Below are 24,968 nucleotides of genomic sequence, written 5' to 3'. Positions count from 1 at the left end.
CACCCGTCCGGCCGTCGTCCCATCGTGCTACGCGACACGGATGCCGAGACGGACGGAGCCACCAGCAGTGTCACGAACGAGCAGCCCGACGATCCCCGCGCCCGTCGCCGCCGCCGGTGGCGCAAGATCCGGCGCATCGCGTACGGCTGCTTCGGCGTCTTCGTCGGCCTGCCGCTGATCGCGTTCTGGGTCGCCTACCTGCTGATGGACGTCCGCAGCCCGCAGGACGTGCTCGCCTCGCTCGACAAGACCGTGGTGCTGAAGTACTCCGACGGCAGCGAGCTGCTCAAGGTGCTGCCGGCCGACGGCAACCGCTCCTTCGTGCCCTACGACAAGGTGCCCGCGAAGCTGCGTGACGCGATCATCGCCACCGAAGACCCGACGTTCTGGGACAACGAGGGCTTCGACCCCACCGGAATCGGCCGCGCGTTTCTGACCGGTGTCGGCGGCGGCTCGGGGATCACCCAGCAGTACATCAAGAAATCGACCGGCGACGACGACGCGACGCTCGGGCGCAAGCTGCAGGAACTGGTGCTGGCCACGAAGATCACGCAGCAGCAGAGCAAGGAACAGATCTTCACCAGCTACGTGAACATCATCTCCTTCGGTCGCGGCACGTTCGGCCCGGCGGCCGCGACGAACGCGTTCTTCGGCCGTCCGCTCGACGACTCCATGACCTGGAGCGAAGCCGCGTTTCTGGCCGGGATGATCCAGTCGCCCTCGGTGCACGACCCGGCCGTTTCGGGCGACGCGCACGCGGCCAAACGCTGGACGTACGTGCGCGACAAGCTCGTGCAGCGCGGTTACGTCAAGCCTGCTGACGCCGCCACGATGGCCTACCCCGGCAAGGAAATCCTGCCGCCTTCGGAGACGCGCGCGAGCGTGACCTACGACGAGTACCACGTGAAGCAGCAGGTGCTCAGCGAGCTCGAACAGGACGGGTTCCCGCTTTCCCGCCTGCAGCAAGGGAACCTGGTCGTGCAGACCACACTCGACCGCAAGGCGCAGGAGTCCGCGCGCTCGACGCTGGCCGACCGGCTGAAGGGCGAGCCGAAGGAGTTCCGCGGCGCGCTAGTGTCCGTCGATCCGGCCACCGGCGCGGTGCGTGCGTACGACGGCGGCGACAACGGCGTCCGCGACTACGCCGGCACGGAACACGCGGCGGGCTCGGCGTTCTACCCGTTCACGCTCACCGCGGGCGTGCGCGCGGGCGTCTCGCCGGACGAACCCGTGGCCGCGCCGGGCGCGATCGACTTCCTCGGGGAGAACTTCGAGTACCCGCAGAAGTGCCCGTCCACGTGCACCTTGCGCACGGCCATGACCTCGGGCGCCGACACGCCGTACATCGGGCTGGCGAAACGCGTCGGCGCCGACGCGGTGAGCGCCGCGGCCCGCGACGCGGGCATCGCGGAGGCGGTCGACGGCTCGCCGACCCTGCGCGAGAAGGACGGGTTCCTGATCGGCTCGGGCATCGCGGTCGGGCGGTATCCGTTACGGCCCTTGGACTTGGCCGGTGCGTACGGGACCTTCGCGGCCGACGGGATGCGCGTGGCGCCGCACCTCGTGGACAAGGTGCTCACCCAGGACGGCAGCGTCGTGTGGCAGCACGACGACGAGCCGCACCCCGCGTTCTCCGACGACGCCGGCGTGAGCGCGAAGATCTCCGCCGAGGTCACGAACGTGCTGCAGACCTTCCTGCCCGACGGCCGCCCCGCCGCCCTGCGCACGGGCGAGTTCCAGCACGGCAACTCGTCGGACAACCAGGACGCCTGGGCGATCGGCTACACCCCGCAACTGGCCACGGCCGTCTGGGTCGGCTCCGACGACGGGCGGCGGCTGTTCGACGCGCAGGGGCGGAAGCTGATGGGTTCGACCGTGCCCGCGGACATCTGGCGAACGTTCATGGTGCAGGCGGAGCAGGGACAGCCGATCGAGGGGACCGGCGGGGTCGAGCCGCGGTTCGCTCCTCCGCTCGCGAAGCAGACGGCGCCGCCCGGTCGCTGATCGTTCGTGGAGGGCGCCTTTCACGGGCGCTCTCCACGGAAACGATCAGGTCAGCGCACGCGGGCGAGGACGAAACCGTCGTAACCCTTGTCGCCCACCGTCTGGATGGCGGTGGCGTCGAGGCGGTCGTCGCCGGTGAGTGCCTCGAACATCTCGCGCACGCCCCGCACGGACGGATCGGTGCTGGCGGCCTCGAGGACGGCCCCGTCGCGGACGACGTTGTCGACCACGATCGTGGTGCCCGGCCGGGACAGCCGCACGGCTTCGGCGACGTAGGGCGCGAGGTTGGCCTTGTCGGCGTCGATGAAGACGAAGTCGAACGGGCCCGTGAGCGTGGGCAGGGTGTCGAGAGCGGCGCCGACGCGGATGTCGGCCACGTCGGGCCCGAAGCCGGCGCGGTCGAGGTTCGTCCGGGCCACGGCGGCGTGTTTCGGGTCGTATTCGCAGGTCACCAGCGTGCCGCCGGGTGGCAGGGCGCGGGCGAGCCAGATCGTGCTGTAGCCGCCGAGCGTGCCGATCTCCAGGATCGAGCGGGCGCCGGCGGTGACGGCCAGCAGGTGAAGCAGCTTGCCCTGCGTGGGCGAAACGGCGATGGCCGGCAGGCCCGCCGCGCTCGACTCGGCGAGGGTGGCGTCGAGCACCGGGTCGGCGGGGAGCAGGGCTTCGGCCAGGTAGTCGTCGACTGCGGTCCAGAGTTCGCGGGTCATGGCACCTCCAGCACCAATCTAACCGAGGACCGCAGGTGCGGCGGCGACGCGGAAACCGCCTTGCGTGGCGTCGGGCGATACGTGGCACTGCGGCCGGTTCCCGGGGCCGCCGCGCTCCGCGGGCGAGGTGGCCTTTCCCGAACTGGCCTCGGAAGGCCGCCTGCCGGCGCCCGGATCGTTCATCCCGACGAACCCGACTTCGCTCGTCCCGACCGGGGGAAGAGCAACATCGGCGTGCCGAACCGCTCGCCCAGGTGCGCGGCTACGCCGCGCGCCGGCCCGACTTCGGGATCACCAGCGGGGTGCCGGTTTCGGGGCATGGCATGACGCGGCACGGCAGTTCGAAGATCTTCTCCACGTTCTCCTCCGTCACGACCTCGTCGGGCGCGCCGGTGGCGAGCACCTGGCCGTCGCGCATGGCGATCATGTGGGTGGCGTAGCGGGCGGCGTGGTTGAGGTCGTGGAGCACGGCGACGAGCGTGCGGCCCTGTTCGGCGTGCAGCTGGGCGCACAGGTCGAGGATGTCCATCTGGTGCGCGATGTCGAGGTAGGTCGTGGGCTCGTCGAGCAGCAGCAGGTCGGTCTGCTGGGCCAGGGCCATCGCCATCCACACGCGCTGGCGCTGCCCGCCGGACAGTTCGTCCACGAGCCGCTCCGCGAGGTCCGAGACGCCGGTGGCTTCCATCGACTCGGCGACCACGGCGGCGTCGTCGCGAGACCACTGGCGCAGCAGGCGCTGGTGGGGGTAGCGGCCGCGCGCGACGAGGTCGGCGACGGTGATGCCGTCGGGCGCCACGGAGCTCTGCGGCAGCAGACCGAGGCGGCGCGCGACCTCCTTGGCGCCGTAGCTGGAGATCACCGAGCCGTCGAGGTAGACGGAGCCCTTGCGGGGCTTGAGCATCCGCGCGAGCGCGCGCAGCAGCGTGGTCTTGCCGCACGCGTTGGGGCCGACGATGACCGTGAACGACTTGTCCGGGATGACCACGCCGAGGTCTTCGGCGACGGTGCGCCCGTCGTACGCGAGGGTCAGTTCCTCGGCGTGCAGCCGGGGCTCGGTCCGCGTCGGTGCTTCCGCGATCGTCTGTTCCACACAGGTTAGGCTAACCTAGCGACCCTCGTTCGGGGAGTTCCCTGGGTCGCATTCGCCGAACGTGACCAGCCGGTGTCATCATGCGGACGGGGTTCTGTGCGGTTCACGGCGTAAGCGAAGGTGACGATGGACGACTACCGGGTCGTCGCGGACGAGCTCGCCGCCGACATCGAAGCGGGCCGGCTGAGGCCGGGCGACCGCCTCCCGCCGCAACGCCGGTTCGCGCGCGACCGAGGCATCGCCGGTTCCACCGCCGCCCGCGTCTACGGCGAGCTGATCCGCCGCGGCCTGGCGGTCGGTGAGGTCGGCCGGGGCACGTTCGTGCGGGCCGCGCGCCCGGCGCCCGAGCCCGCACTCGCCGAACCCGGCGACGCGCGCGTGAACCTCGAACTCAACTTCGCCGTGTTGCCGAGCCAATCCGCGAAGCTCGCGTACGCGCTGGAGCCGCTGCTTCGCGCCGACGTCTTCACCGACGCATTGCACCCCGTCGGCGCCGCGGGGACGAAAGCGGTGCGGGAAGCCGCGGCGGGAATGTTGTCCCGTGGCAGCTGGACACCCGACCCGGCGACGGTTCTGCTCACGGGCAACGGCCGCCAGGGCATCGCGGCGGCGATCTCCGCGTTCGTGCCGCTGGGGGAGCGGCTCGCCGTCGAAGCGCTGACGTACCCGGTGGTGAAGGCGCTGGCCACGCGCTTGGGCGCCGAGCTGGTGCCCGTCGAAACCGACGCCGACGGCCTCGTCCCGGCCGCGCTCGAAGCCGCCCACGCGGCGGCGCCCGTGCGCGCGTTGTACGTGCAGCCGACCCTGCACAACCCCCTCGGGCCGACGATGTCGCCGACGCGTCGCGCCGAGCTGGCCGACACCGTGCGGCGCCTCGACCTGCCGGTGATCGAGGATGGCATCTACACGTTCCTGCGCCCGGACGTCGAACCGCTGGCCGCGCTCGCGCCCGAGCGCACGGTGTTCGTCGACAGCCTGTCGAAGCGGGTCGCGCCCGGTCTCACCGCGGGGTTCGTGGTGGCGCCGGCGGCGTGGACCGCGCGGCTCGCGGGCGCCGTCCGGTCGGGCGGCTGGGGTGCCACGCGGTTCGCGATGGAGGCCGCCACGCGCTGGATCACCGGCGGTGCGCTGGCCGAGGTCGAGACCGCGAAGCGCGCCGACGCGGCCGAACGCGCCGCCATCCTCGACGAGCGCCTCGCCGGGTTCACCGTCGTCGGCGATCCGGCCGCGTACCACCGCTGGTGGGAGCTGCCCGAGCAGTGGCGCGCGGAGACGTTCGTCGCCGCGGCCGCCCGGCACGGCATCGCGTTGTCGCCGGCGGCCTCGTTCGCCGTGCTGCCGGGTCACGCGCCGAACGCCGTGCGGCTCGCGGTTTCCGCGCCCCCCAAGGAAATCCTCGCGGCCGCGCTCGACGTGCTCGCGACGCTGGCGGCCGGATCACCCGACGACACGGTGCCGGACTGACGACTCAGCGCACCCACTTGCCGACGAAACTCCCGCACGCCACCGGTTGTCCGGTGAGCCGCGCGCGCAATGCGTTCTCCAGCCCCAGGTAGTCGACGATCGGGGCATCGGCCCCGACTTGAGCGGGCACCGGGCCGCCTTGGGCCAGTGTCTTGTTCGGCACGGTCTCGAACAGCACCAGGTAGTCGCCTTCGTGATTCAGCTCCGCCGCGGTGTCGAGCATGCGCTGTGGCGCGTCGCCGACGATCTCCAACGGCAGCGGCCACTCCAGCGGGAACGGGTTGCGCAGCCCGAAAACCGGGTAGGCGAACGGGTTGTCGGGCAGCACGGCGACGCGCGAAGCCGGGTAGCGCTGGAGGCAGTCGCGGATCTGGGCGACGTAGGTGTAGGTCGAGGGATTCGTGCGGATGCCGCGCATGGCCGGGCTGACCGTGCCGAGGTCGGCCGTGAGCTTGTCGTGCGACAGGTCGAGGTACGCGGCTTCGTCGTGGTGCGCCACGACCGCCCAGCCGCACAGCACCACCGCGGTCAGGCCCGCCGTCGCCGTCAGCCACGTGCGGCGCAGCACCGGCGAGAGGTCCGGCAGCACGAAACCCAGCAGCAGCAACGCCGTGAGCGCGAGCGAGCCGGTGAGCAGCGTCGGGGTGTCGTTGCCCCAGGAGAGGCTTGTCATGAAGCCCGTCGCGAGCACGAGCAGCCCCGCCCAGGAAACCTTGCGCCGCACGGTCGCGTGGACCACGACGGCGACGGCGAGGATCCACCACAGCACGTCGGCCCAGCGCGACGAAGCCGTGAACCGCCCGTCGACCACGGTCCACACCACCGCGGCCGCGCCGCCGAGCGCGAGCAGCCACGACACCACGCGCCCGGCCGCGCCGAGCCGGTCGCCGGCGAGCCGGAGCACCAGCAGCACCGCGGCGATCGCCGCGAAGAACGTGAGCTCCCGCACCGGCGGGCGCAGCAGCACCTGCGGGTCTTCCAGCCACAAGCCGAGCAGCCGTTCGCCGTACGCGGGCACGCCGCCCGTCAGCTGGCCGACCATCTCGCCGAAGCCGCCGCCGATGCTCACCCAGGCCACGTAGGCGATCCCGAACGCGCCCAACGCCAGCACGTCACCCGGCAGGCGGCGAAGCCGGTTCGGGTACCACAAGGTCCAGACCAATCCGATCACCGCGGCGAGCACGAAGCTCTGCTTCACGAAGACCGCCGCACCCAGTAGTGCCAGCCCGCCGAGCCGCGCGTACGGGTTTCCCTTGCGCAGACCCGAATCCAGGGCCCACGCGCCGCACGCGGTGAGCGTGATCCCGTCGACGGTGTGCCACGCCATGAGCGGGAAGCCGTTGAGGTTCAGCAGGGCCGCCGCCGCGACCAGCGCCGTCAGGCCCGGCCCCCACGACAGCACCGGCCGCCGCGTCACGAGCACGGCGAACGCGATCGTCGTCAGGGCGATCTGCACCATCGCGAGGCAGCTGGACGCGAAGAACAGCGGCCCGGGCAGCGCGAAGTCGACCACGTGCAGGATCGCCGACCCGAGCGGCCGCGCGGAGATGATGTCGGCGTGCGGCACTTCGCCCTGCAGCACCCGCCACGCCTGCGCGAGGATGAAACCCTGGTCCGACGGGTGGAACCCGAACCGGCCCACGCGCAGCTCCGTCGCCATCGCGAGCACGAGCACCCACGCGGCATGCGCACCCCACCGCAGCGCGACCCGCCGCCTGATGCTGTCGGCCGCAGGCAGCGTCGCACCGGCGACGTCCACGCTGTCCGTTTCCCTTCCACGCACGGTCTGGACAGCGATCGTAACCGGCCTGGCGAACCCACCCGGGCCGCGGTGAGCCAGCCGCGGCGACACCAGTCCAGGCGCTCAGCCGTGGCGGCGAGGAGGAGGCCTGTCGGGGGAGGCACTGCAGACCGGGGGCGATTCCGGCATCACACGCTAGACCAGGTGGGTGACCACAGCGCGAGATCGCGCGGGCGTGGGGAGCGAGCGGTGCGATCGGCCGCCAGGCCGATCCGACCGCTCGATCCCCACACCGGCTGCGAGGCGATCTCGCACGCCTCGGCGGAGCCGAGGCAGAAAATACTGTTATCACTCCGGGTGCTGCGCCACGACCACCACGGCGTCGCGCAGCGCGGCCCTCAGCCGTCCGACGTCGAGGGGACCGAGCACGGCCGCTTCGCCCGGCGGAGCCACGAGCACGATCTTGTCGTCGCTGCTCACGAACACCGTCACGTCCCTGCGCCTGCCCGCCAGATCCCGGCAGCCGATGGACCACTCGTCCCGGTCTGTCACGGCTCTCGCCCTCCCGATTCCGCGTCGCGGTCGTGCTTCGTGCGGCGGTGGGACGGACGCCTCACGCGGGTCTTACGCGGGTTCACCCGAATTGCCTACCGACGGGTTCTCCGGGCGAGTTCACCTGGGATGTGCCGTCCGGGCGACGGGAGTAGCGTCCGGGCGGCAGGTGGCGGGGACTCGGGAGGTCGGGATGGCACAGCCGAGCAAGATCGTGATCGTCGGGGCCGGTCTCGCGGGGGCCTCGGCCGCCGCCGGGGTGCGCGAGAAGGGCTTCGGTGGCGACGTGCTGCTGATGGGTTCGGACCCGCACCGGCCCTACGAGCTGCCGCCGCTGTCGAAGGGCGTGCTGCTGGGCACCACCGACGAACCCGATTGGGTGCACGAAGAGGGCTTCTACGCCGCCCACGACATCCGGCTCACCTCCGACCTCACGGCCACACGCCTGGAACTCGGCGCACGCCTGGTCCTCGACGACGCCGGCGGCGAGCACCGCTTCGACCGGCTCGTGCTCGCGACGGGTTCCCGCCCGCGACCGCTGACCGCGCCCGGCGGCAACTTCCCGGGCCTCTACACCCTGCGCACGCTGGACGACTCGCTCAGCCTGCGCACGGCATTCGTCGACGCCCGGCGCGTGGTGGTCATCGGCGCCGGCTGGATCGGCACCGAGGCCGCGGCGGCCGCGCGCTCGCACGACGCGGACGTGACCGTGGTGGCGCCCGGGCGCCGGCCGCTCGGCAAGGTCCTCGGCCCCGAGGTGGCCGAGGTTTTCCAGTCCCTGCACGAAGAACACGGCGTGCACTGGTGCCTGGGGGAGCGCGTCGCGGAGGTCACGGGTGACCCGAGCGGCGTACGCGGCGTGCGATTGCAGAGCGGCGAGGAGCTGCTGGCCGACGTGGTCCTCGTGGCCGTCGGCGCCGCCCCGCGCGTGGAACTCGCTCACACGGCGGGCCTCGAGCTGACGGACGACGGCGGCGTCGCGGTCGACGCGGGCCTGCGCACGGCCGCCCCGGACGTCTACGCCGTCGGCGACATCGCGTCGCACTTCCACCCGCGCTACGGCCACCGCGTGCGCGTCGAGCACTGGGCCACCGCGCGCACGCAGGGCGCCCACGTGGCCGGGAACCTGCTGGGGGAGAACGAGCCGTACCTGGATTCGCCGTACTTCTTCTCCGACCAGTACGACCTCGGCATGGAGTACCGCGGCCTCGCCGACCCCGGCCACGACCGCCTCGTCGTCCGCGGCGACCTCGCGGCGCGCGACTTCACGGCTTTCTGGGTCGGCGCCGAAGGCGAGGTGCACGCCGCGATGAACGTGAACCAGTGGGACGACGGGGATGCGTTGCAGCGCCTGGTGGACGGGCGGATGAAGGTGAGTGACGAGGAGCTGAAGTCGGGCAACCTCGCCGATGTCGGGTAAGGCTCAGACCTCAACCGGAATGACCAGCCCGTCCAGTGCCAGGTACCCCACCAGGTTCGGCGGCGCGTAGTCGGCCGCGAGCTTGTGGCGGGTGACCGCGCTGGAGGCGACGAACTCGTGCTTCGGGTCCGTGGTCCCGATGCCGCGTGTCACCGAGGGCAGGAGGCGGTAGAAGCCCCTGCGGGACGGGAACATCGGACCCAGGGCGTCGGGTTCGCACGGGAAGTCCGGCAGGAGCGCGAGGCCGTTGAGCGCGGCGTGGCTCGCGAGCCAGCGCAGCGGGACGTCGGAGAGGCTGCGCTGGGTCTGCCCGCCGCCGCCGACGTCGGAGTGGCAGCCGGCGAACCAGACCTGCTCGATCCGCTCCGTGCCGGGCGCGGCGGGCGGCGCCCAGATCGAGGGCACGAACGGTTTGCGGTGCTCGTCGATCGACAGGGCCTGGAACGCGGCGTCCACGGTGGAGCTGAGCGCGGTGTCGTGGAACTGGAAGCGGCGGTTGAACACGTCGATGGGCCAGAAGCCGGTGAGCGGCACGCCGAGCGCGCCCACCGTGTCCCACACGCCGATGAACCGGATCCGCGGCTCGTGCGAATAGGTGCGGCGGAACAGCGTGGCTTCGGTGTTGCGCGGGTGGGACTTGTCGCTGCGGTCGCGATAGAGGCCGTAGGCGCGCTTGACGAGGCCGACGTGCTCGCGGCGCAGCAGGCCGCAGTTGCGGATGAAGCCGGCCACGCTGCGCACGGTGTACGCGCCGCGGCTGAAGCCCACGAAGAAGATCTCGTCGCCGGGCTCATAGGTGTGCACCAGATAGGTGTAGACCTCGCGGACGTTGCGCGAGAGCCCGACGCCGAACGCGCCGCCGAGCAGGCGCTGCCGCTGGGAGCCGATGCCCGACTGGTAGAAGACCCGTTGCTCCGTGCCGGCTTCGTCGACCGGCGCGGTGGCCAGCGCGAGGCGGGTGACGTTGCTCGGGGCGGGCACGCCGCCGTCGGCCAGGTCCGCCGAGTCCCACGTGCCGTCGCAGCAGATCAGGATCCGCTTGGGCATCCGCACCTCGTTCACAGCGTCGATGGGTCGGAAGCCATCAAGTCACGACCCGGCGGTGTTTTCAACGGGTTCGGCCGAATCGGTACCGAAGCCGAGGTGTGGCAAGAGAAACACAGGAAACACGTCGTATTCACGCTGTCCCCACGCCCGTGGGGAAAGATCCGACGAAAGCGCGCCGGCGCCGGCGTGCGCCCACGCCTGGACCGAGGGACGATCGGCAGCGGCGTCCCCAGGGCCCCCCACCAGGGAGATCCGATCTCTTTTGGCAACAAATCCTCCAGACCTCTGGATCCCTCGCGGCTCATGCGCTATACATCGGATGTCTGGATGTGGCTGTGGTGAGAGGGGAACGTCCGTGCAGCTTGTGCGTCTCGGAGCCGCGGGAGAAGAGCGACCGTTCGTGCGTGCCGGTGACGGCACCCTGTACGACCTCTCAGGCCTCACGGCCGACGTCGACGGCGCGTTCCTCGCGGCCGACGGCCTCGCCCGCGTCGCCGCCGCGCTCGAAGCCGGCGAGCTGCCCGCCGCCGGCCCGGAAACCGCGAGCCTGCGTGTCGGCCCGCCGCTGGCCTCGCCCGGCAAGGTCCTCTGTATCGGCATGAACTACCGCCGGCACGCCGAGGAAACCGGCGCCGCCGTGCCGTCGGAGCCCGTGCTGTTCATGAAGGCTCCCGACGTGATCGTCGGCCCGGACGACGACGTGCTCATCCCGCGCCGTTCGACCAGCACCGACTGGGAGGTCGAGCTCGGCGTCGTGATCGGCAAGCAGGCCCGTTACCTCGACAGCGTCGAGGAAGCCCTCCAGTACGTCGCCGGCTACGTCGTGTCCAACGACGTCTCCGAGCGCGAGTTCCAGCTGCACCGCGGCGGCCAGTGGGACAAGGGCAAGAACTGCGAGACGTTCAACCCGCTCGGCCCTGCGTTCGTGACCGCCGACGAGGTGCCCGACCCGCAGGACCTCGGCCTGCGCACGTGGGTGAACGGTAAAAAGGTGCAGGACTCCTCGACGAAGGACATGGTCTTCACCGTCGCCGAGATCATCCACTACCTGAGCCAGTTCATGGTGCTGCGCCCCGGCGACCTGATCAACACCGGCACCCCCGAGGGGGTCGCGCTCGGGCAGCCGGAACCGAAGCCGTACCTGCGCGAGGGCGACGTCGTCGAGCTGGAGATCGACGGCCTCGGCCGCCAGCGCCAGACGCTGAGGCAGGCCTGACATGGCGAAGATCATGGGCATGGAGGTGCTCGACGTCCGGTTCCCGACCTCGCGGGAGCTCGACGGCTCGGACGCCATGAACCCCGACCCCGACTACTCGGCCGCCTACGTCGAGCTCCACACCGACCTCGGCCCCGACGGCTACGGGCTCGCCTTCACCATCGGCCGCGGCAACGACGTGCAGGCCGCCGCGATCCGCGCACTCGCGCCGCACGTCGTCGGCCGCGACGTGCCGGAGGACGCCGAGGCACTCGGCCAGCTCTCGCGCGACCTGATCGGCGACTCGCAGTTCCGGTGGCTGGGCCCGGAAAAGGGCGTGGCGCACATGGCGATCGGCGCGGTCGTGAACGCCGCGTGGGACCTCGCCGCGCGCCGGGCCGACCTGCCGCTGTGGAAGTTCGCGGCGCGCATGACGCCGGAAGAGCTGGTGTCGCTCGTGGACTTCCGGTACCTGTCCGACGCGTTGACCGAGCAGGAGGCGCTCGACATCCTGCGCGCCGCCGAGCCCGGGCGCGAGGAGCGGATCGCGAAGCTCGAAGCCGAGGGTTATCGCGCCTACAGCACGTCGCCGGGCTGGCTCGGCTACTCCGACGCGAAGCTGGTGCGCTTGGCCGAGCAGGCCGTGGCCGACGGCTTCGAGATGATCAAGCTGAAGGTCGGCGGCAACCTCTCCGACGACGTGCGCCGCATGAAGCTGGCGCGCGAGACCGTGGGCGCGGACATCCGGGTCGCCGTGGACGCCAACCAGCGCTGGGACGTGTCCACGGCCGTGTCGTGGATGACGGAGCTCGCGCCGTTCGACCCGTACTGGATCGAAGAACCGACCTCGCCCGACGACATCCTGGGCCACGCGGCCATCGCGAAGGCACTGGCGCCGATCAAGGTCGCGACCGGCGAGCACGTGCAGAACCGCGTGGTGTTCAAGCAGCTGCTGCAGGCCGGCGCGATCGACGTGCTGCAGCTCGACGCCGCGCGCGTCGGCGGGGTGAACGAGAACCTCGCGATCCTGTTGCTGGCCGCCAAGTTCGGCGTTCCGGTGTGCCCGCACGCCGGCGGCGTCGGGCTGTGCGAGCTGGTGCGGCACCTGTCGATGTTCGACTTCGTGGCCGTCTCCGGGGAGGACACCGACCGCACCATCGAGTGGGTCGACCACCTGCACGAGCACTTCACCGACCCGGCCGTCGTGCGCGACGGCCGGTACCTGGCCCCGACCGCAGCCGGGTTCTCCGCGCGGATGCACGACGCGACCCTGCGCCGCTTCCGCTTCCCGGACGGTCCAGAGTGGACGGAGGACGCCCAGTGAGCGAGTTCGACGGCCTGGTCGCCGTGGTCACCGGCGGCGCTTCGGGGATCGGCCTGGCCACGGCCACGCTGCTCGCCGAACGCGGCGCGCGGGTGGCCGTGCTCGACCTCAAGACCGACGACGTGCCGGAGCCGCTGGCCGGCTTCCGGTGCGACGTCACGACAGACGCCGAGGTCACCGCGGCGATCGACGCCGTCGTCGAGCGCTGCGGGCGGATCGACGTGCTGGTCAACAACGCCGGCATCGGCGCGGCCGGCGACGTCTCGGACAACAGCGACGACGAGTGGCACCGCGTCTACGACGTGAACGTGGTCGGCATGGTCCGGGTGACGCGCGCCGCCCTGCCGCACCTGAAGGCCTCGCCTTCGGCGGCCGTGGTCAACACCTGCTCCATCGCCGCTTGGGCCGGCCTGCCGCAGCGCGCGCTCTACTCCGCGACGAAGGGTGCGGTGCTGTCGCTGACGCTCGCGATGGCCACCGACCACCTGCCCGACCGGATCCGCGTGAACTGCGTGTGCCCCGGCACCGCGGACACGCCGTGGGTCGGGCGCCTGCTCGACGCGGCGGCCGACCCGGCCGCCGAGCGCGCGGCACTGGCCGCGCGCCAGCCGATGGGCCGGCTCGTGACCGCCGACGAGGTCGCGAGCGCCATCACCTACCTCGCCAGCCCGCTGTCCGCGTCGACCACCGGCACCGCGCTCGCGGTCGACGGCGGCATGCACGGCCTGCGTCCGCGGGGACCTGTGCAGAACTAGTGCCCGTTTGCATGTCATCAAGGAGGATGCGGTGCGTACGAAGGTGATCCGGCTCGCCGCCGCGGCGGCCGCGTGTGGTCTGGTCCTGACCGCGTGTGGGTCCACGAAGGACAAACCCGCGGCGTCGGCGGGCGGCGGTGGCGACACCGGCGGGAAGGTCGGGGCCACGCTGCCGCTGCTGACCTCGCCGTTCTGGCAGGCCTACAACAACTACGTGCCGCAGATGGCCAAGGAGACCGGCCTCGACGCGTTGCCGACGGTGAACGCCGACAACGACGCGGCGAAGCTCATCACCGACATCGGCACCCTGCTCAACCAGGGCGTCAAGGGCCTCGTGGTGACGCCGATCGACTCCGCCGCGATCGTGGCCGGGCTGAAGCAGGCCGAGAACAAGGGCGTGCCCGTGGTCGCGGTCGACGTCGCGCCCGAGGGCGGCAAGGTCGCCATGGTCGTGCGCGCCGACAACAAGGCGTACGGCACCAAGGCGTGCGAAGAGATCGGCAAGCGCGTGAAGAGCGGCAAGGTCGTGCAGGTGATGGGTGACCTCGCCTCCGTGAACGGCCGTGACCGCTCGGCCGCGTTCCGCGACTGCATGAAGCAGAAGTACCCGGACATCAAGGTGCTGGAGATCGCGGCGGAGTGGAAGGCCGACAAGGCGTCCTCGGGCCTCGACAGCCTGCTCACCGCCAACCCCGACATCAAGGGCGTCTACATGCAGGCCGGCGGTACGTACCTCGCGCCGACCGAGCAGGCGCTCAAGCGCAAGAACCTGTTCTTCCCCACGAGCGACGCGCGCCACGTGGTGCTCGTGAGCAACGACGGCATCCCGCAGGAGCTCGCGGCGATCCGCGCGGGCGAGCTCGACGCCACCGTGTCGCAGCCGGCCGACGCCTACGCCAAGTACGGCATGTACTGGCTCAAGAAGGCCATGGCGGGGGAGAAGTTCCAGCCCGGCCCGACCGACCACGGTTCCACGATCGTCGAGATCAGCCCCGGCATCCTCGAAGACCAGCTGCCGGCCCCGGTCGTGACGAAGGACAACGTGGACGACAAGGCGTTGTGGGGTAACAACCTGTGAGCGCGCCCGCCCCCGAGACGGCCGCGCCGGTGGTGAGTGCCCACGGCGTCGGCAAGCGCTACGGGCCCACCGTGGCCCTGCACGACGTGAGCCTCACCGTGCACGCCGGCGAGTCGCACGCACTGGTCGGCCGCAACGGGGCGGGCAAGTCCACGCTCGTGTCGATCCTCACCGGACTGTCGCTTCCGGACACCGGCAGCGTCGAGTTCGGCGGGGTGCCCGCGCCGCCGCTGTCCAAACAGGACGACTGGAAGGCGCACGTGGCGTGCGTGTACCAGCACGCCATGGTGGTGCCCCAGCTGACGGTGGCCGAGAACCTGTTCCTCAACCGGCAGGCGCGCGGAGGCTTCGCCATCGGCTGGCGCAAGCTGCGCCGGCAGGCCCGCGAGCTGCTCGATTCGTGGGACGTGGCCGTGGACGTGGACACGCCCGCGGGTGAGCTTTCGGTGGAGGACCGCCAGTTCGTGGAGATCGCCCGCGCGCTGAGCTACGGCGCGCGGTTCATCGTGCTCGACGAGCCCACGGCGCAGCTCGACAGCCAGGCCATCGAGCGGCTGTTCGAGCGCATGCGCCAGATGCAGCGCAGCGGCGTGACGTTCCTGTTCATCTCCCACCACCTGCACGAGGTGTACGAGGTGTGCCAGGCCGTCACGGTGTTGCGCGACGCGAAGCACGTGCTCACCGCGCCGGTCGCCGACGTCAGCCGGCCGCAGCTGGTCGACGCCATGACCGGCGAGCAGGGCGGGCTGTCCGTGCGCGACGCGGCGAGCCGCGATCCGCTGGCGGTCGACGCCGCCGAGGTCCTCACCGTCGACGCGCTGTCCGGCGACGGCTTCCACGACGTGTCGCTGCGGGTGCACCGCGGTGAGGTCGTGGGGCTGGCCGGCAGCAACGCGAGCGGCAAGCACCAGGTGGCCGAGACCGTGTACGGGTTGCGCTCGCCCTCGGCGGGAACCGTGTCCGTGGACGGAAAACCGTTGCCCCCGGGCGACATCCCGGCCGCGGTGCACGCCGGGATCGGCTGTGTGCCACGCGACCGCCACCACGAGGGTCTCGTGCTGGAGCACTCGATCATGGACAACGCCACGCTGTCCGTGCTCGACCGCATGGGCCCGGCCGGGTTCGCGTCGCCCAGTGCGCGGCACGACCGCGGGGCCCGCGCGCTGGCCGCGTACGACATCGTCGCGGCCGGGCCGGAACAGCCGGTGGCCGACCTGTCGGGCGGCAACCAGCAGAAGGTCGTGCTGGCCCGGGCGCTGGAGAGCGACCCGCGGGTGGTCGTGCTGATCAACCCCACCGCGGGCGTGGACGTGAAGTCGAAGGAAGCCCTGCTCGCGGTCGTCGACCGGGTGCGGGCCGAAGGCAAGGCGGTGCTGATCGTGAGCGACGAGCTCGACGACCTGCGCCTGGCCGACCGGGTGCTGGTGCTGCGCGCCGGTGCCGTCGTCGCCGAACACCAGGCCGGCTGGTCCGACGGAGACCTCGTGGCCGACATCGAAGGAGTCGGGCTCCATGACTGAGCTGATGAGCGATCCGCAGACGGCGCTGCCCGCGGCGCCCCCGAAACGGCGGAAGTCGCTGTGGCTGCGGGAGCTGGCGCTGCTGCCGGCACTCGTGGTCGTGTTCGTGATCGGCGGGCTGATCAGCGACTCGTTCTTCACGTTCGACAACGTGATCAGCATCCTCTCGGCCGCCGCGGCGCTGTCGCTGGTGGTGCTGGGCGAGTCGCTGGTGCTGCTGACCGGCAAGTTCGACCTGTCGCTGGAATCGACCATGGGCATCGCGCCCGCGATCGGCGCCATGCTGGTGATCCCGGCGACGTCCTCGGGCTTCGGCACGGGGTGGCCGGCGGCGCTGGGCCTGCTCGCGATCCCTGTGGTGGGCGCGCTGATCGGGTTCGTGAACGGCTTCCTGATCGTGAAGCTCAAGCTCAACGCGTTCATCGTCACGCTGGCGATGCTCACGGTGCTGCGCGGCACGCAGATCGGCTCCACCAACGGCAAGACACTGTTCGACCAGCTCGACGCGTTCACGGCGCTGGCGACCACGACGTTCGCCGGGCTGCCGATGTCGGTGTGGCTGGCCGCGGTGCTGTTCCTGCTCTTCGGGCTCGGCCTGCGCTACCACCGCGTCGGCCGCTCGCTCTACGCGATCGGCGGCAACCGCGAGGCGGCGCGCGCGGCGGGCATCCGGGTGGACCGGATCTCGTGGGCGGTGTTCATCGTGGCCGGCGTGCTGGCCGCGATCGGCGGCCTGGCCTACACCGGTTACGTCGGCGCGCTCGGCGCCGACCAGGGTGACGGCCTGATCCTGCAGGTCTTCGCCGCGGCGGTGATCGGCGGTGTGTCGCTCGACGGCGGCAAGGGCACTCTGGTCGGCGCGCTGACCGGGGTGCTGCTCCTGCAGTCGGTGGACAGCCTGCTGCGCATCGCGCAGGTGCCGGCGGAATGGCTGAAGGCGATCTACGGCGGGATCATCCTGATCGCCCTGATCATCAGCCGCTACGCCGGCGGAAAGCCGCAGACCTGATCGGCGCCTGGGCCGTGATCATCCGACCTTCTCGCCGTTCCGTGACGGGCCCCTTCCGGGATTCGGAGTCCCGCGCGGGGCCCTTCACGGAGCTTCGGCGCCGCTCAGGAGGCGGCGGCTTCGGGGCTCTCGTCGGCCGGGCTGTCGGCGGCACCGGTGTCGGTCTGCGTGAGCGTGCTGCGCAGCCACTGCTCGACGCCCGCGACGTGCACGGTCGCCCACGACCGGGCCAGCTCCGGCTCGCGGGCGGCGATGGCGTCGTAGATGGCGCTGTGCTGCTCACGCGTGCGCGCGACCGCGCCTTCCTGCGTGAGGCCGCGCCAGATCCGCGCCCGCGCCGTGGGCCCGGACAGGCTGTCGAGCAGCGAGCACAGCACGGGGTTGCCCGAGCCGTCGGCGATCTTGCGGTGGAACTGCAGGTCGTTGGCCACGAGCGCCTCCACCGTCGGCGCGTCGGCCAGCTCGTCGAGCAGCGCGCCGAGCTCGGTGATGTCGTCCTCGCTCATGTGCAGCGCGGCCAGCGCCGTCGCGGCCGGCTCGAGGATCCGGCGCACGGCCAGGAAGTCGAGCACGGTGTCGTCGCGGTGGAAGTCGACTACGAACGTCATGGCGTCGAGCAGCAGGTTCGGCTCGAGGCTGGTCACGTACGTGCCGTCGCCCTGGCGCACGTCGAGCACCCTGATCAGGCACAACGCTTTCACGGCCTCGCGCAGGGAGCTGCGCGAAAGCCCCAGCCGCTGGGCGAGCTCGGCTTCCTTGGGCAGCCGGTCGCCCGGCGCGAGCTCCCCCGAGATGATCATGTCCTTGATCTTGTCGATCGCGACATCGGTGACGGGCATCGAGACCGCCCTCCCTCAAGAGACCTCGGATGTTTCGGTGTTCTGAGCACAGAGTGCCACGTAAACCGTCAGGAGGAGACATGACCCACGGCCAGGCACCTCAAAGTGTCGCTTTGCGCACGCGGCTCAAACCGGGTCAAGAGGCCACGTACGAGTCCGTGCACGCCGTGATCCCTCCCGAGCTCGACACCGCGCTGCGCCGCGCCGGCGTGCGCACGTGGCGGATCTGGCGCAGCGGGCTCGACCTGTTCCACTTCGTGGAGGTCGACGACTTCGACGCCATGAAGGCCGCGCTCGCCGACGATCCCGCCGACATCGAGTGGCAGCTCCGCATCAACCGGCTGCTCGACACGGACGACAGCCGGTCCGATACTTCGACGGCCCTCGGGCTCGTCTGGGAACTTCCGGTGAAGGAGTGAACGTGAAGCTCTCCCCGCTCGGGCTCGGTGGCGCGCAGCTCGGCAACCTCTACCAGGCGATCGACGACGACACGGCGACCGCGACCGTGCGGCGCGCGTGGGACGAGGGCATCCGCTACTTCGACACCGCCCCGCACTACGGGCTCGGGCTCTCCGAACGGCGGCTCGGCGCGGCACTCGCCGCGTACCCGCGCGAGGAGTACGTGCTGTCCACCAAGGTCGGGCGCGTGCTCGAACCCCACGCCGCGGCGCCGGGCGAGCGCGACGACCAGGGCTTCGACGTGCCGGCCACCTACCGGCGCCGCTGGGACTTCAGCCGCGACGGCGTGCTGCGGTCGCTCGAGGACAGCCTGACCCGGCTCGGCCTCGACCGCGTGGACATCGTGTACGTGCACGACCCGGACGACCACTTCGCCGAAGCCGTGAACGGTGCCTTCCCGGCGTTGCTGGAGCTGCGCGAGCAGGGCGTGGTCGGCGCGGTCGGCGCCGGGATGAACCAGACGCCGATGCTCACCGAGTTCGTCCGCCGCTTCGACCTCGAACACGTGCTCATGGCCGGGCGCTACACGCTGCTCAACCAGCCGGCGCTCGACGACCTGCTGCCGCTGTGCCTCGACCGCGGCGTCGGCGTGGTCGCGGGCGGCGTGTTCAACGCGGGCATCCTCGCCACCGTGGAACCGGGCGCGATCTACGACTACGCGGCCGCACCGGCGGAGCTCGTGGAGAAGGCACGGCGGATCGCGGAGATCTGCGCCCGCCACGGCGTCGAACTTCCGGAGGCCGCGCTCGCCCTGCCGGCTTCACACCCGGCCGTGGTGTCGGTGGTCATCGGGGCGCACGACGCCGGGCAGGTGGCGGTGAACGCGCGCCGCGCGGCCAAGGTCGTGCCCGCCGTACTGTGGACCGACCTCGTCGACGCCGGCCTGCTGCGCGCGGACGCCGTCGGCCGGCCCGTGACGTCTGGAGGACCGCAGTGATCGACGCCCACCACCACCTGTGGGACCCGACCCGCCGCGACTACCCGTGGCTCGCCGGCGCGGCGCTGGACCCGATCCGCCGTCCGTACACAGTGGACGATCTGCGCGCGGTGACGCACGCGGCCGGCGTGCACGCCACCGTGCTGGTGCAGACGCTCTCCGATCAGGGCGAGACGGAGGAGTTCCTGGCCACGGCGGCGGCCGAACCCGTGATCGCCGGTGTGGTGGGCTGGGTGGACCTGACGGCGCCCGATGTCGCCGACCGGCTGGCGCGGCTGAAGGAGCTCGGCCCGCTCGTCGGCATCCGCCACCAGGTGGAGAACGAGCCGGACCCCGAGTGGCTGCTGCGCCCGGACGTGCTGCGCGGCTTGGCGGCCGTCGGCGCGGCGGGGCTCGTGTACGACCTGCTGGTGGCGCCGACGCAGGTCGCGGCGGCGCGGAAGGTGGCCGAGCAGCTGCCGGAGCTGCGGCTCGTGCTCGATCACGCGGCGAAGCCGGCGATCGCGGCGGGAGAGTGGCAGCCGTGGGCCGACGGGATCGCGTCGCTCGGCGCGCGGGACAACGTGGCGTGCAAGCTCTCCGGGCTCGTCACGGAGGCCGACTGGCAGCAGTGGCAGATCGGGCACCTGCGCCGCTACGCCGACCACGTCTTCACGTCGTTCGGTGCCGACCGCGTGCTGTTCGGCAGCGACTGGCCGGTGTGCGAGCTGGCGGCGGCCTACGAGGTGGTGCTCGACGCGGCCGTGTCGCTCACGGGTCCGCTGACGGACCCGGAACGGCTCGACGTCTTCGAGTACACGGCCAAGCGCGTGTATGGGCTCGGCTAGATTTTGCTCAGAAGTCTTGGCCCTGGACCATGTCGCGCAGCTTGGTCAGGGCGCGGTGCTGGGTGACGCGGACGTTGCCGGCGGAGATGCCGAGTGTTTCGGCGGTCTCGTTGGCGCTGAGGCCGACGATGATGCGCAGGGTCAGGATCTCCTGCTGCAGCGGCGCGAGGCGGGTGAGCATCTCCTGCAGGCGGGAGCCGAGGTCGAGCCGCAGCGCATACGACTCGGGCTCGTTGCCGCCCCCAGACAGCGGCCGCTCCGGCAGCTCCGGCACCGGCTCGGACCGGTCCCGCGCGACGGCGCGGTAGGCGTCGGCGACCTTGTTGGCCGCGATGGCGTGCACGAGGTAGAGGAACGAGCCGCCGCGGTCCTGGTAGTCGGGCAGGGCCTTGAGGACGGCCATGCTCACGTCCTGGGCCACGTCGTCGGCCGAGAGGTAGGACAGGTCGCGCCCGCCCATGCGCGCCCGGCAGTAGCGGGCCACCACCGGTCGCAGCACGTGGAGCAGCTCGGTGATCGCGCGCTGGTCTCCCCGGCCCGCGGCGACCACGAGCGGGTCGAGGTCTTCCTTCGTCAGCCGTCCCGCAGGCCTCGGCAGTGTCTCGGGCGTGACGTAGCCTGGGACGTCGCCTTCGTCGGCGGCTGCTTCGGTATGGGACGTCTTCGACGGTGCTGTCATGGTCGTCTCCCCGGCGACCCTGCGACCGTCGCTGGTCTTGGGGTCAACACTCTGTGATGTTGCGGTCGCAGCTACTTCGGATGATCGGGTAGTTGCCGCTCCCGTTGCGACGCTCCGTAACCTTATGCGGCTCGCGGGCCGACAGTCCAGATTTCAACTACGAATACCCCGTTAGCAGCAGTGGTCTTGATAAAAACGAGACCAGTCAACGCACAGTACGATTCGCTGCTCGCAGGATGTGCGGACTGTCCACTCAGTACGTGACCAAGAGTGACACCGCCGTAGCGCAACAGAGGGTGGCCACCACCGCGGGTAGAACGGGTTTCAGTGCGGGCGGCTCGGGGTCGGTGCGCAGTGATCGCTCCCGGTGTCGGCCGATCCCCGCGAGCGCCAGCGCGGTGAGGGCCGCGAACACCGCCGGAATGATGTCCCACGTGCCTTCGTTGCGCACCGAGGCACCCAGCAGCAGCACCGCGCACGCGGCGGCCGACAGCGCGGTCCGGCGCCACGCGAGGCCGGTGCGTTCGGGCTGGGCGCCGTTCGCGAAGGGCCGGCTCACGACGTGATCACCAGCACCACGGCGGCCGCCATCAGCAGGAACACGCCCGCGGTGAGCACCAGGATCATCGAACTGCGGGCCAGCGGCTGCCCGGCGCGCATGGCGATCTGCACGTGCCGCCAGCGCGGGTAGGCGCCGGCCGCGAGGATCGCCGCGAGCACCACGCACAGCCCGGCGAGCACGGAGCTCATCGCGACGGGCCTGGGCACCAGCTGGTGGACCGCGACGCCGCCGGCGAGCAGGCCCAGCGCGGTGCGCAGCCAGGCGAGGAACGTCCGCTCGTTGGCGAGGGTGAACCGGTAGTCCGGTTCGGTGCCGCCGCTGTGAGGGCCGATGCTGGGAGGTTCGTCGTGGGGCGGGTCGAGCTTCTCTTCCGACACGAACCCGGACGTTAGTCCTGGTCCGCGGCGGGCGCTTCGGGCTCGGCGTGGGCGAAGACCCACCACCGCAGCACGGCGAACCGCACGACCCCGCCGACGAAGCTGGCCGCCAGCAGGCTCGCCGTTTCCTCCCACGCCGTCGGGTGGCTGACCACGGCGTCGAGGGTGGCCAAGACGATCGAGCCGTAGCCGGCGTAGAAGACGAAGGTGAGGAAGTCCTGCAGGTGGCGCTGGCCGGCCTTGCTCGCGCGCCCGGCGAAGGTGACGCGGCGGTGGAACTCGGTGTTGCCGACCGTCGTGAGCGCGATGGCCACCAGGTTCGCCCACTGCGAGCCGAACTCGGGGCGCAGAACCAGGAAGAGCACGGCCTGCAGGCCCGTGGTGACGCCGCCGGCGACGAGGTACCAGGCAGCGTGTCCGCCGAGCTCGTGGTCCTCGTGGTGACGCTGCGGGTCCCGGTGGAAAAGCGGCGGCCGGGGCGTCCACCTGGTGGTGGTCATGATCGTGACGCTACCTCTGCTTCACAAACTTGTGAACCTGATGAAGCCATTGAACACTTGTGATCCCGCTGACAGGCGCTCCGCTCACGTAGTTCAGCCCGCGCGGCTCCCCGGCTATTCCGTTTTTTTTGAGTGTCCGCGCGCACCCGCGCCCGCGACTGGGCAGAACGCCCGGTTTTCAAACGTCTTTGTGACCGGTCCCACGGCTGCTCGGCGAGTGCGCCGCTCACGCTGCGCTGCCGAACGGGCGCCCCTAGCGTGAAAACCCATCGCATCCGACCGCGACGAAGGGAAGGCCGAAGATGCTGACCGTGACCGAAGCCGCTGCCGAAGCGATCTCCGCGCTGACGGCTCAACAGGGCGCCGAGGAGAGCGGGCTGCGGTTCGCCCTCCAGAGCGTGCAGGAGGGCGAGGGCGCTCAGCTCGCGCTTTCCGTCGCCCCCTCTCCCCAGGACGGCGACCGCGTCGTGGGCACCGACGCCGGCGCGAAGGTCTTCCTCGAACCCCAGGCCGCCGCTCTCCTGGACGACAAGGTTCTCGACGTCCAGCAGGACGAAACCGGCGACGTGGCCTTTGCGGTGCTGCCGCAACAGAGTTGATTGAATCTCGCTGCTGTGTTTTTGGCCCCGGCTCCGCCGGGGCGTGCGAGATCGCCGCGAAGCCGGTTTCCGGATTGTGCGGTCGGATCGGCCGGGGGCCGATCGCACCGCACAATCCGGAAACCGGCGCGATCTCGCGTTGTGGTCGGGTCCGGATCCGGTCCGGTGAGCGTGGTCGTTTACGGACCCGATCCTGTCAGCGGGCGGCCCAGGTGCGTACGAGGTGGCCGGCGCGGGCGCGGAGTAGTTCGGCCGCGTGGGTGCGTGCGTGGTCGAGTGATGGCGCGTGGTCGATGAGGGCGCTGCTGCCGACCACGCCCAGGCTGGCGAGGTCGCCGGCGTCGAGCTGGATGCGCCCGGCCAGGATCATCAGCGGCACGCCCGCGCGGCCGGCCCGGGCGGCGATGCCGGCCGGGGCCTTGCCGGACAGGCTTTGAGAGTCCAGTGATCCCTCGCCGGTGATCACGAGGTCGGCGCCGACCAGAGCCGTGTCCACGCCGGTGAGGCCGGCGATGAGGTCGAAGCCCGACGCGACCGTCGCACCGAGACCCGCGATGGCGCCGCCCGCGACTCCGCCGCCGGCACCCGCGCCGGGGATCGCCGAAATGTCCGGGGCGCCCGCGTTGACCAGTGCCTGAGCCCAGTGGCCCAGCGCCGCGTCCAGTTCCGTCACCTCGTGCTGCCGCGCGCCCTTCTGGGGGCCGAAGACCGCCGCGGCGCCATTCGGCCCGACGAGCGGGTTGGTCACGTCCGTCGCGACGGTGACCGGAACCGAGCCCAGCCGTTCGCGTGCCGGGCCCAGCTCGACCTTCGCGACGCGCGAGAGCGTGCCGCCGCCGAGGCCGATGGGGGCGTCGAACGCGTCGAAGACCCCGGCGCCCAGCGCGGCGAGCATGCCGGCGCCGCCGTCGGTGCTCGCGGTGCCGCCGACCGTCAGCACGAGCCGGGAAGCACCGCGCGACAGCGCGTCGCCGAGCAGTTCGCCGACGCCCCACGTGTGCGCGGTCAGCGCGGTCTCCGGCGTCGGGTCCACGAACTCGATGCCGCACGCGCGCGCCGACTCGATGTAGGCCGTGCCGTCGAGCACCACGTATCGCGCGTCGACGTGGTCCTCCAGCGGCCCGCGCACCGAGAGCCGCACGAGCTCGCCGCCCGCGTTCTCCAGCACTTCGAGGGTGCCTTCGCCACCGTCGGCGACGGGGCAGGCGGCGATGTCGGCGTCGGGCAGCGCGTCGCGCACTCCGAGGGCGATCGCCTCGGCCGCGGCGACCGCGGTGAGGCTGCCCTTGAACTTGTCCGGGGCGATGACGACACGAGTCAAGGGGTTACCTCCGTCAGCGGTGCTTCTCCGGCGAGTACCGAGGTCACGTTTCGGGCGGCCAGCACGGCCATCGCGGTGCGCGTCTCCACGGTCGCCGAGCCCAGGTGCGGCATGACCACGACGTCGTCACGCTCCAGCAGCCGCGGCTCGACCTCGGGCTCGCGTTCGAACACGTCCAGCGCGGCGCCCGCGATCTCGCCGGCCGCCAGCGCGTCGGCCAGCGCCGCCTCGTCGACGACCGGGCCGCGGGTGGTGTTCACGAGGTAAGCGGTCCGTTTCATGGCTCGCAGCGCCGCCGCGTCGATCAGGTGGCGGGTTTCCGGCGTGAGCGGGCAGTGCAGCGAGACGAAGTCCGAACGGCGCAGCAGCTCGTCGAACGGCACGAACTCGCCGTCGAAGTCCGGTTTCTCGGACCGTCCCGAGTAGACGGTCCGCAGCCCGAACGCCGCGGCGCGCGTGGCCATCGCGCGACCGATCTGCCCCAGCCCGACGATACCGAGCGTCTTGCCCTGCAACCCCGAACCGAGCAGGAACCCCAGGTGGAACGACCACGGCTGCCGCGCGCGCAGCAGCCGCTCGCCCTCGCCGAGCCGGCGCGTCACGGCCAGCAGCAGCCCGAACGCCAAGTCGGCCGTCGCGTCGGTGAGCACGCCGGGGGTGTTGGTCACGGTCACCTCGCGCGCGGCCAGCGCCGGTACATCGACGTTGTCGTAGCCGACGGCCACGTTCGCCACGACCGCCAGCTGCGGCCCCGCGGCTTCCACCACCGAAGCGTCGATCCGATCGTGCAGCATCGAGACGATCGCCGACGCCCCGGCCACGAACGAGCGCAGCTCTTCCGGCGTCAGCGGACGGTCGAGGTCCGATAGCCGCACCTCGCCCGCTTCGGCGAGCACTTTCACCGCCTCGTCGGGGATCCAGCGGGTCACGGCGATGGTCGGGCGAGCGGGCATGACCGGCAG

At 71.4% G+C, this 24,968-nt stretch carries 25 protein-coding genes; 13 read left to right on the top strand and 12 right to left on the bottom strand.

Features of this window, described 5'->3' with window-relative positions; genetic code table 11:
- Positions 1 to 24 precede the first annotated feature (24 nt).
- Positions 25 to 2,004 carry a transglycosylase domain-containing protein gene (locus QRX50_RS47555; protein ID WP_434533219.1) on the top strand — a complete coding sequence of 660 codons (1,980 nt, stop codon included), beginning with the start codon at positions 25 to 27 and terminating at the stop codon, positions 2,002 to 2,004.
- A 50-nt stretch (positions 2,005 to 2,054) separates the two neighbouring features.
- Here QRX50_RS47555 and QRX50_RS47550 read toward each other — a convergent pair whose 3' ends face one another.
- Together QRX50_RS47550 and QRX50_RS47545 are read right to left on the bottom strand one after the other, a co-directional pair.
- Complete coding sequence (locus tag QRX50_RS47550; RefSeq protein WP_285969609.1) at positions 2,055 to 2,711, bottom strand: O-methyltransferase; 657 nt, start codon at positions 2,709 to 2,711, stop codon at positions 2,055 to 2,057.
- A 262-nt stretch (positions 2,712 to 2,973) separates the two neighbouring features.
- A complete protein-coding gene (locus tag QRX50_RS47545; RefSeq protein WP_285969608.1) occupies positions 2,974 to 3,801 on the bottom strand; it encodes an ABC transporter ATP-binding protein in 828 nt (275 codons plus the stop codon).
- Positions 3,802 to 3,927: 126 nt separating this feature from the next.
- Here QRX50_RS47545 and QRX50_RS47540 point away from each other — a divergent pair, with 126 nt between their 5' ends.
- Entirely contained in the window at positions 3,928 to 5,265 is a 1,338-nt protein-coding gene (locus tag QRX50_RS47540; protein WP_285969607.1) for an aminotransferase-like domain-containing protein, read from the top strand.
- A 4-nt stretch (positions 5,266 to 5,269) separates the two neighbouring features.
- Here the strand turns inward: QRX50_RS47540 and QRX50_RS47535 are convergent, their stop codons facing one another.
- Both QRX50_RS47535 and QRX50_RS47530 read right to left on the bottom strand, forming a co-directional pair.
- Positions 5,270 to 7,048 carry a hypothetical protein gene (locus tag QRX50_RS47535; RefSeq protein WP_285969606.1) on the bottom strand — a complete coding sequence of 593 codons (1,779 nt, stop codon included), beginning with the start codon at positions 7,046 to 7,048 and terminating at the stop codon, positions 5,270 to 5,272.
- A 306-nt stretch (positions 7,049 to 7,354) separates the two neighbouring features.
- Complete coding sequence (locus QRX50_RS47530) at positions 7,355 to 7,558, bottom strand: hypothetical protein (RefSeq protein ID WP_285969605.1); 204 nt, start codon at positions 7,556 to 7,558, stop codon at positions 7,355 to 7,357.
- A gap of 193 nt (positions 7,559 to 7,751) precedes the next feature.
- Here QRX50_RS47530 and QRX50_RS47525 point away from each other — a divergent pair, with 193 nt between their 5' ends.
- On the top strand, positions 7,752 to 8,978 hold the full coding sequence (locus QRX50_RS47525) for an NAD(P)/FAD-dependent oxidoreductase (RefSeq protein WP_285969604.1): 1,227 nt from the start codon (positions 7,752 to 7,754) through the stop codon (positions 8,976 to 8,978).
- A gap of 3 nt (positions 8,979 to 8,981) precedes the next feature.
- On the opposite strand, the gene QRX50_RS47520 is transcribed toward QRX50_RS47525, so the two are convergent.
- Positions 8,982 to 10,025 carry a T6SS phospholipase effector Tle1-like catalytic domain-containing protein gene (locus tag QRX50_RS47520; protein ID WP_285969603.1) on the bottom strand — a complete coding sequence of 348 codons (1,044 nt, stop codon included), beginning with the start codon at positions 10,023 to 10,025 and terminating at the stop codon, positions 8,982 to 8,984.
- 355 nt (positions 10,026 to 10,380) lie between these two features.
- Here QRX50_RS47520 and QRX50_RS47515 point away from each other — a divergent pair, with 355 nt between their 5' ends.
- From QRX50_RS47515 to QRX50_RS47490, 6 genes are read left to right on the top strand one after another with little or no spacing between them, the layout of a single operon-like run.
- Positions 10,381 to 11,241 (top strand): fumarylacetoacetate hydrolase family protein, encoded by an 861-nt coding sequence (locus QRX50_RS47515; RefSeq protein ID WP_285969602.1) that lies wholly within the window; start codon positions 10,381 to 10,383, stop codon positions 11,239 to 11,241.
- Position 11,242: 1 nt separating this feature from the next.
- Positions 11,243 to 12,544 (top strand): enolase C-terminal domain-like protein, encoded by a 1,302-nt coding sequence (locus tag QRX50_RS47510; protein WP_285969601.1) that lies wholly within the window; start codon positions 11,243 to 11,245, stop codon positions 12,542 to 12,544.
- A complete protein-coding gene (locus QRX50_RS47505; protein WP_285969600.1) occupies positions 12,541 to 13,299 on the top strand; it encodes an SDR family NAD(P)-dependent oxidoreductase in 759 nt (252 codons plus the stop codon). The genes QRX50_RS47510 and QRX50_RS47505 overlap by 4 nt, the downstream gene beginning before the upstream one ends.
- A gap of 31 nt (positions 13,300 to 13,330) precedes the next feature.
- Positions 13,331 to 14,377 carry a sugar ABC transporter substrate-binding protein gene (locus QRX50_RS47500; protein WP_434533218.1) on the top strand — a complete coding sequence of 349 codons (1,047 nt, stop codon included), beginning with the start codon at positions 13,331 to 13,333 and terminating at the stop codon, positions 14,375 to 14,377.
- Positions 14,374 to 15,897 carry a sugar ABC transporter ATP-binding protein gene (locus tag QRX50_RS47495; RefSeq protein WP_285969599.1) on the top strand — a complete coding sequence of 508 codons (1,524 nt, stop codon included), beginning with the start codon at positions 14,374 to 14,376 and terminating at the stop codon, positions 15,895 to 15,897. Before QRX50_RS47500 ends, QRX50_RS47495 begins: the two co-directional genes overlap by 4 nt.
- Positions 15,890 to 16,906 (top strand): ABC transporter permease, encoded by a 1,017-nt coding sequence (locus QRX50_RS47490; RefSeq protein ID WP_285969598.1) that lies wholly within the window; start codon positions 15,890 to 15,892, stop codon positions 16,904 to 16,906. The genes QRX50_RS47495 and QRX50_RS47490 overlap by 8 nt, the downstream gene beginning before the upstream one ends.
- Positions 16,907 to 17,010: 104 nt before the next feature.
- On the opposite strand, the gene QRX50_RS47485 is transcribed toward QRX50_RS47490, so the two are convergent.
- On the bottom strand, positions 17,011 to 17,745 hold the full coding sequence (locus QRX50_RS47485) for a FadR/GntR family transcriptional regulator (protein ID WP_285969597.1): 735 nt from the start codon (positions 17,743 to 17,745) through the stop codon (positions 17,011 to 17,013).
- An 80-nt stretch (positions 17,746 to 17,825) separates the two neighbouring features.
- Here QRX50_RS47485 and QRX50_RS47480 point away from each other — a divergent pair, with 80 nt between their 5' ends.
- From QRX50_RS47480 to QRX50_RS47470, 3 genes are read left to right on the top strand one after another with little or no spacing between them, the layout of a single operon-like run.
- The gene (locus QRX50_RS47480) at positions 17,826 to 18,164 is read left to right on the top strand and encodes an L-rhamnose mutarotase (protein ID WP_285969596.1); all 339 of its coding nucleotides are present in this window, start codon (positions 17,826 to 17,828) and stop codon (positions 18,162 to 18,164) included.
- Entirely contained in the window at positions 18,161 to 19,141 is a 981-nt protein-coding gene (locus QRX50_RS47475; RefSeq protein WP_285969595.1) for an aldo/keto reductase, read from the top strand. The genes QRX50_RS47480 and QRX50_RS47475 overlap by 4 nt, the downstream gene beginning before the upstream one ends.
- Entirely contained in the window at positions 19,138 to 19,968 is an 831-nt protein-coding gene (locus tag QRX50_RS47470) for an amidohydrolase family protein (protein WP_285969594.1), read from the top strand. Before QRX50_RS47475 ends, QRX50_RS47470 begins: the two co-directional genes overlap by 4 nt.
- 7 nt (positions 19,969 to 19,975) lie before the next feature.
- Here the strand turns inward: QRX50_RS47470 and shbA are convergent, their stop codons facing one another.
- The 4 genes from shbA to QRX50_RS47450 all read right to left on the bottom strand — a co-directional run bounded on the left by shbA (position 19,976) and on the right by QRX50_RS47450 (position 22,086).
- Positions 19,976 to 20,647 carry an RNA polymerase sigma factor ShbA gene (gene shbA, locus QRX50_RS47465; RefSeq protein ID WP_285969593.1) on the bottom strand — a complete coding sequence of 224 codons (672 nt, stop codon included), beginning with the start codon at positions 20,645 to 20,647 and terminating at the stop codon, positions 19,976 to 19,978.
- A gap of 253 nt (positions 20,648 to 20,900) precedes the next feature.
- Complete coding sequence (locus tag QRX50_RS47460) at positions 20,901 to 21,206, bottom strand: DUF202 domain-containing protein (RefSeq protein WP_285969592.1); 306 nt, start codon at positions 21,204 to 21,206, stop codon at positions 20,901 to 20,903.
- Positions 21,203 to 21,586, bottom strand: coding sequence for a YidH family protein (locus QRX50_RS47455; RefSeq protein WP_434533217.1), 384 nt, complete (start codon positions 21,584 to 21,586; stop codon positions 21,203 to 21,205). The genes QRX50_RS47460 and QRX50_RS47455 overlap by 4 nt, the downstream gene beginning before the upstream one ends.
- Positions 21,587 to 21,597: 11 nt before the next feature.
- Positions 21,598 to 22,086, bottom strand: coding sequence for a GtrA family protein (locus QRX50_RS47450; protein WP_285969591.1), 489 nt, complete (start codon positions 22,084 to 22,086; stop codon positions 21,598 to 21,600).
- A gap of 302 nt (positions 22,087 to 22,388) precedes the next feature.
- On the opposite strand from QRX50_RS47450, the gene QRX50_RS47445 reads away from it, so the two are divergent.
- Positions 22,389 to 22,685 (top strand): HesB/IscA family protein, encoded by a 297-nt coding sequence (locus QRX50_RS47445; RefSeq protein WP_285969590.1) that lies wholly within the window; start codon positions 22,389 to 22,391, stop codon positions 22,683 to 22,685.
- A gap of 196 nt (positions 22,686 to 22,881) precedes the next feature.
- Here the strand turns inward: QRX50_RS47445 and QRX50_RS47440 are convergent, their stop codons facing one another.
- Positions 22,882 to 24,006, bottom strand: a complete 1,125-nt coding sequence (locus QRX50_RS47440; protein ID WP_285969589.1) for a glycerate kinase — start codon at positions 24,004 to 24,006, stop codon at positions 22,882 to 22,884.
- The gene (locus QRX50_RS47435) at positions 24,003 to 24,959 is read right to left on the bottom strand and encodes a 2-hydroxyacid dehydrogenase (RefSeq protein ID WP_285969588.1); all 957 of its coding nucleotides are present in this window, start codon (positions 24,957 to 24,959) and stop codon (positions 24,003 to 24,005) included. Before QRX50_RS47435 ends, QRX50_RS47440 begins: the two co-directional genes overlap by 4 nt.
- Between the last annotated feature and the right edge of the window lie 9 nt (positions 24,960 to 24,968).

The sequence above is a fragment of the Amycolatopsis sp. 2-15 genome, assembly GCF_030285625.1.
GTDB lineage: Bacteria > Actinomycetota > Actinomycetes > Mycobacteriales > Pseudonocardiaceae > Amycolatopsis > Amycolatopsis carbonis.
The sequence above is the reverse complement of the archived record's forward strand: the minus strand, read 5'-3'. Positions and strand labels throughout refer to the sequence as shown.

Coding starts and splice junctions, on each gene's coding strand:
- QRX50_RS47485 (WP_285969597.1), bottom strand. CDS start 17,745: ATGCCCGTCACCGATGTCGCGATCGACAAGATCAAGGACATGATCATC.
- QRX50_RS47450 (WP_285969591.1), bottom strand. CDS start 22,086: ATGACCACCACCAGGTGGACGCCCCGGCCGCCGCTTTTCCACCGGGAC.
- QRX50_RS47480 (WP_285969596.1), top strand. CDS start 17,826: ATGACCCACGGCCAGGCACCTCAAAGTGTCGCTTTGCGCACGCGGCTC.
- QRX50_RS47510 (WP_285969601.1), top strand. CDS start 11,243: ATGGCGAAGATCATGGGCATGGAGGTGCTCGACGTCCGGTTCCCGACC.
- QRX50_RS47490 (WP_285969598.1), top strand. CDS start 15,890: ATGACTGAGCTGATGAGCGATCCGCAGACGGCGCTGCCCGCGGCGCCC.
- QRX50_RS47550 (WP_285969609.1), bottom strand. CDS start 2,711: ATGACCCGCGAACTCTGGACCGCAGTCGACGACTACCTGGCCGAAGCC.
- QRX50_RS47520 (WP_285969603.1), bottom strand. CDS start 10,025: ATGCCCAAGCGGATCCTGATCTGCTGCGACGGCACGTGGGACTCGGCG.
- QRX50_RS47435 (WP_285969588.1), bottom strand. CDS start 24,959: ATGCCCGCTCGCCCGACCATCGCCGTGACCCGCTGGATCCCCGACGAG.
- shbA (WP_285969593.1), bottom strand. CDS start 20,647: ATGACAGCACCGTCGAAGACGTCCCATACCGAAGCAGCCGCCGACGAA.
- QRX50_RS47445 (WP_285969590.1), top strand. CDS start 22,389: ATGCTGACCGTGACCGAAGCCGCTGCCGAAGCGATCTCCGCGCTGACG.
- QRX50_RS47525 (WP_285969604.1), top strand. CDS start 7,752: ATGGCACAGCCGAGCAAGATCGTGATCGTCGGGGCCGGTCTCGCGGGG.
- QRX50_RS47540 (WP_285969607.1), top strand. CDS start 3,928: ATGGACGACTACCGGGTCGTCGCGGACGAGCTCGCCGCCGACATCGAA.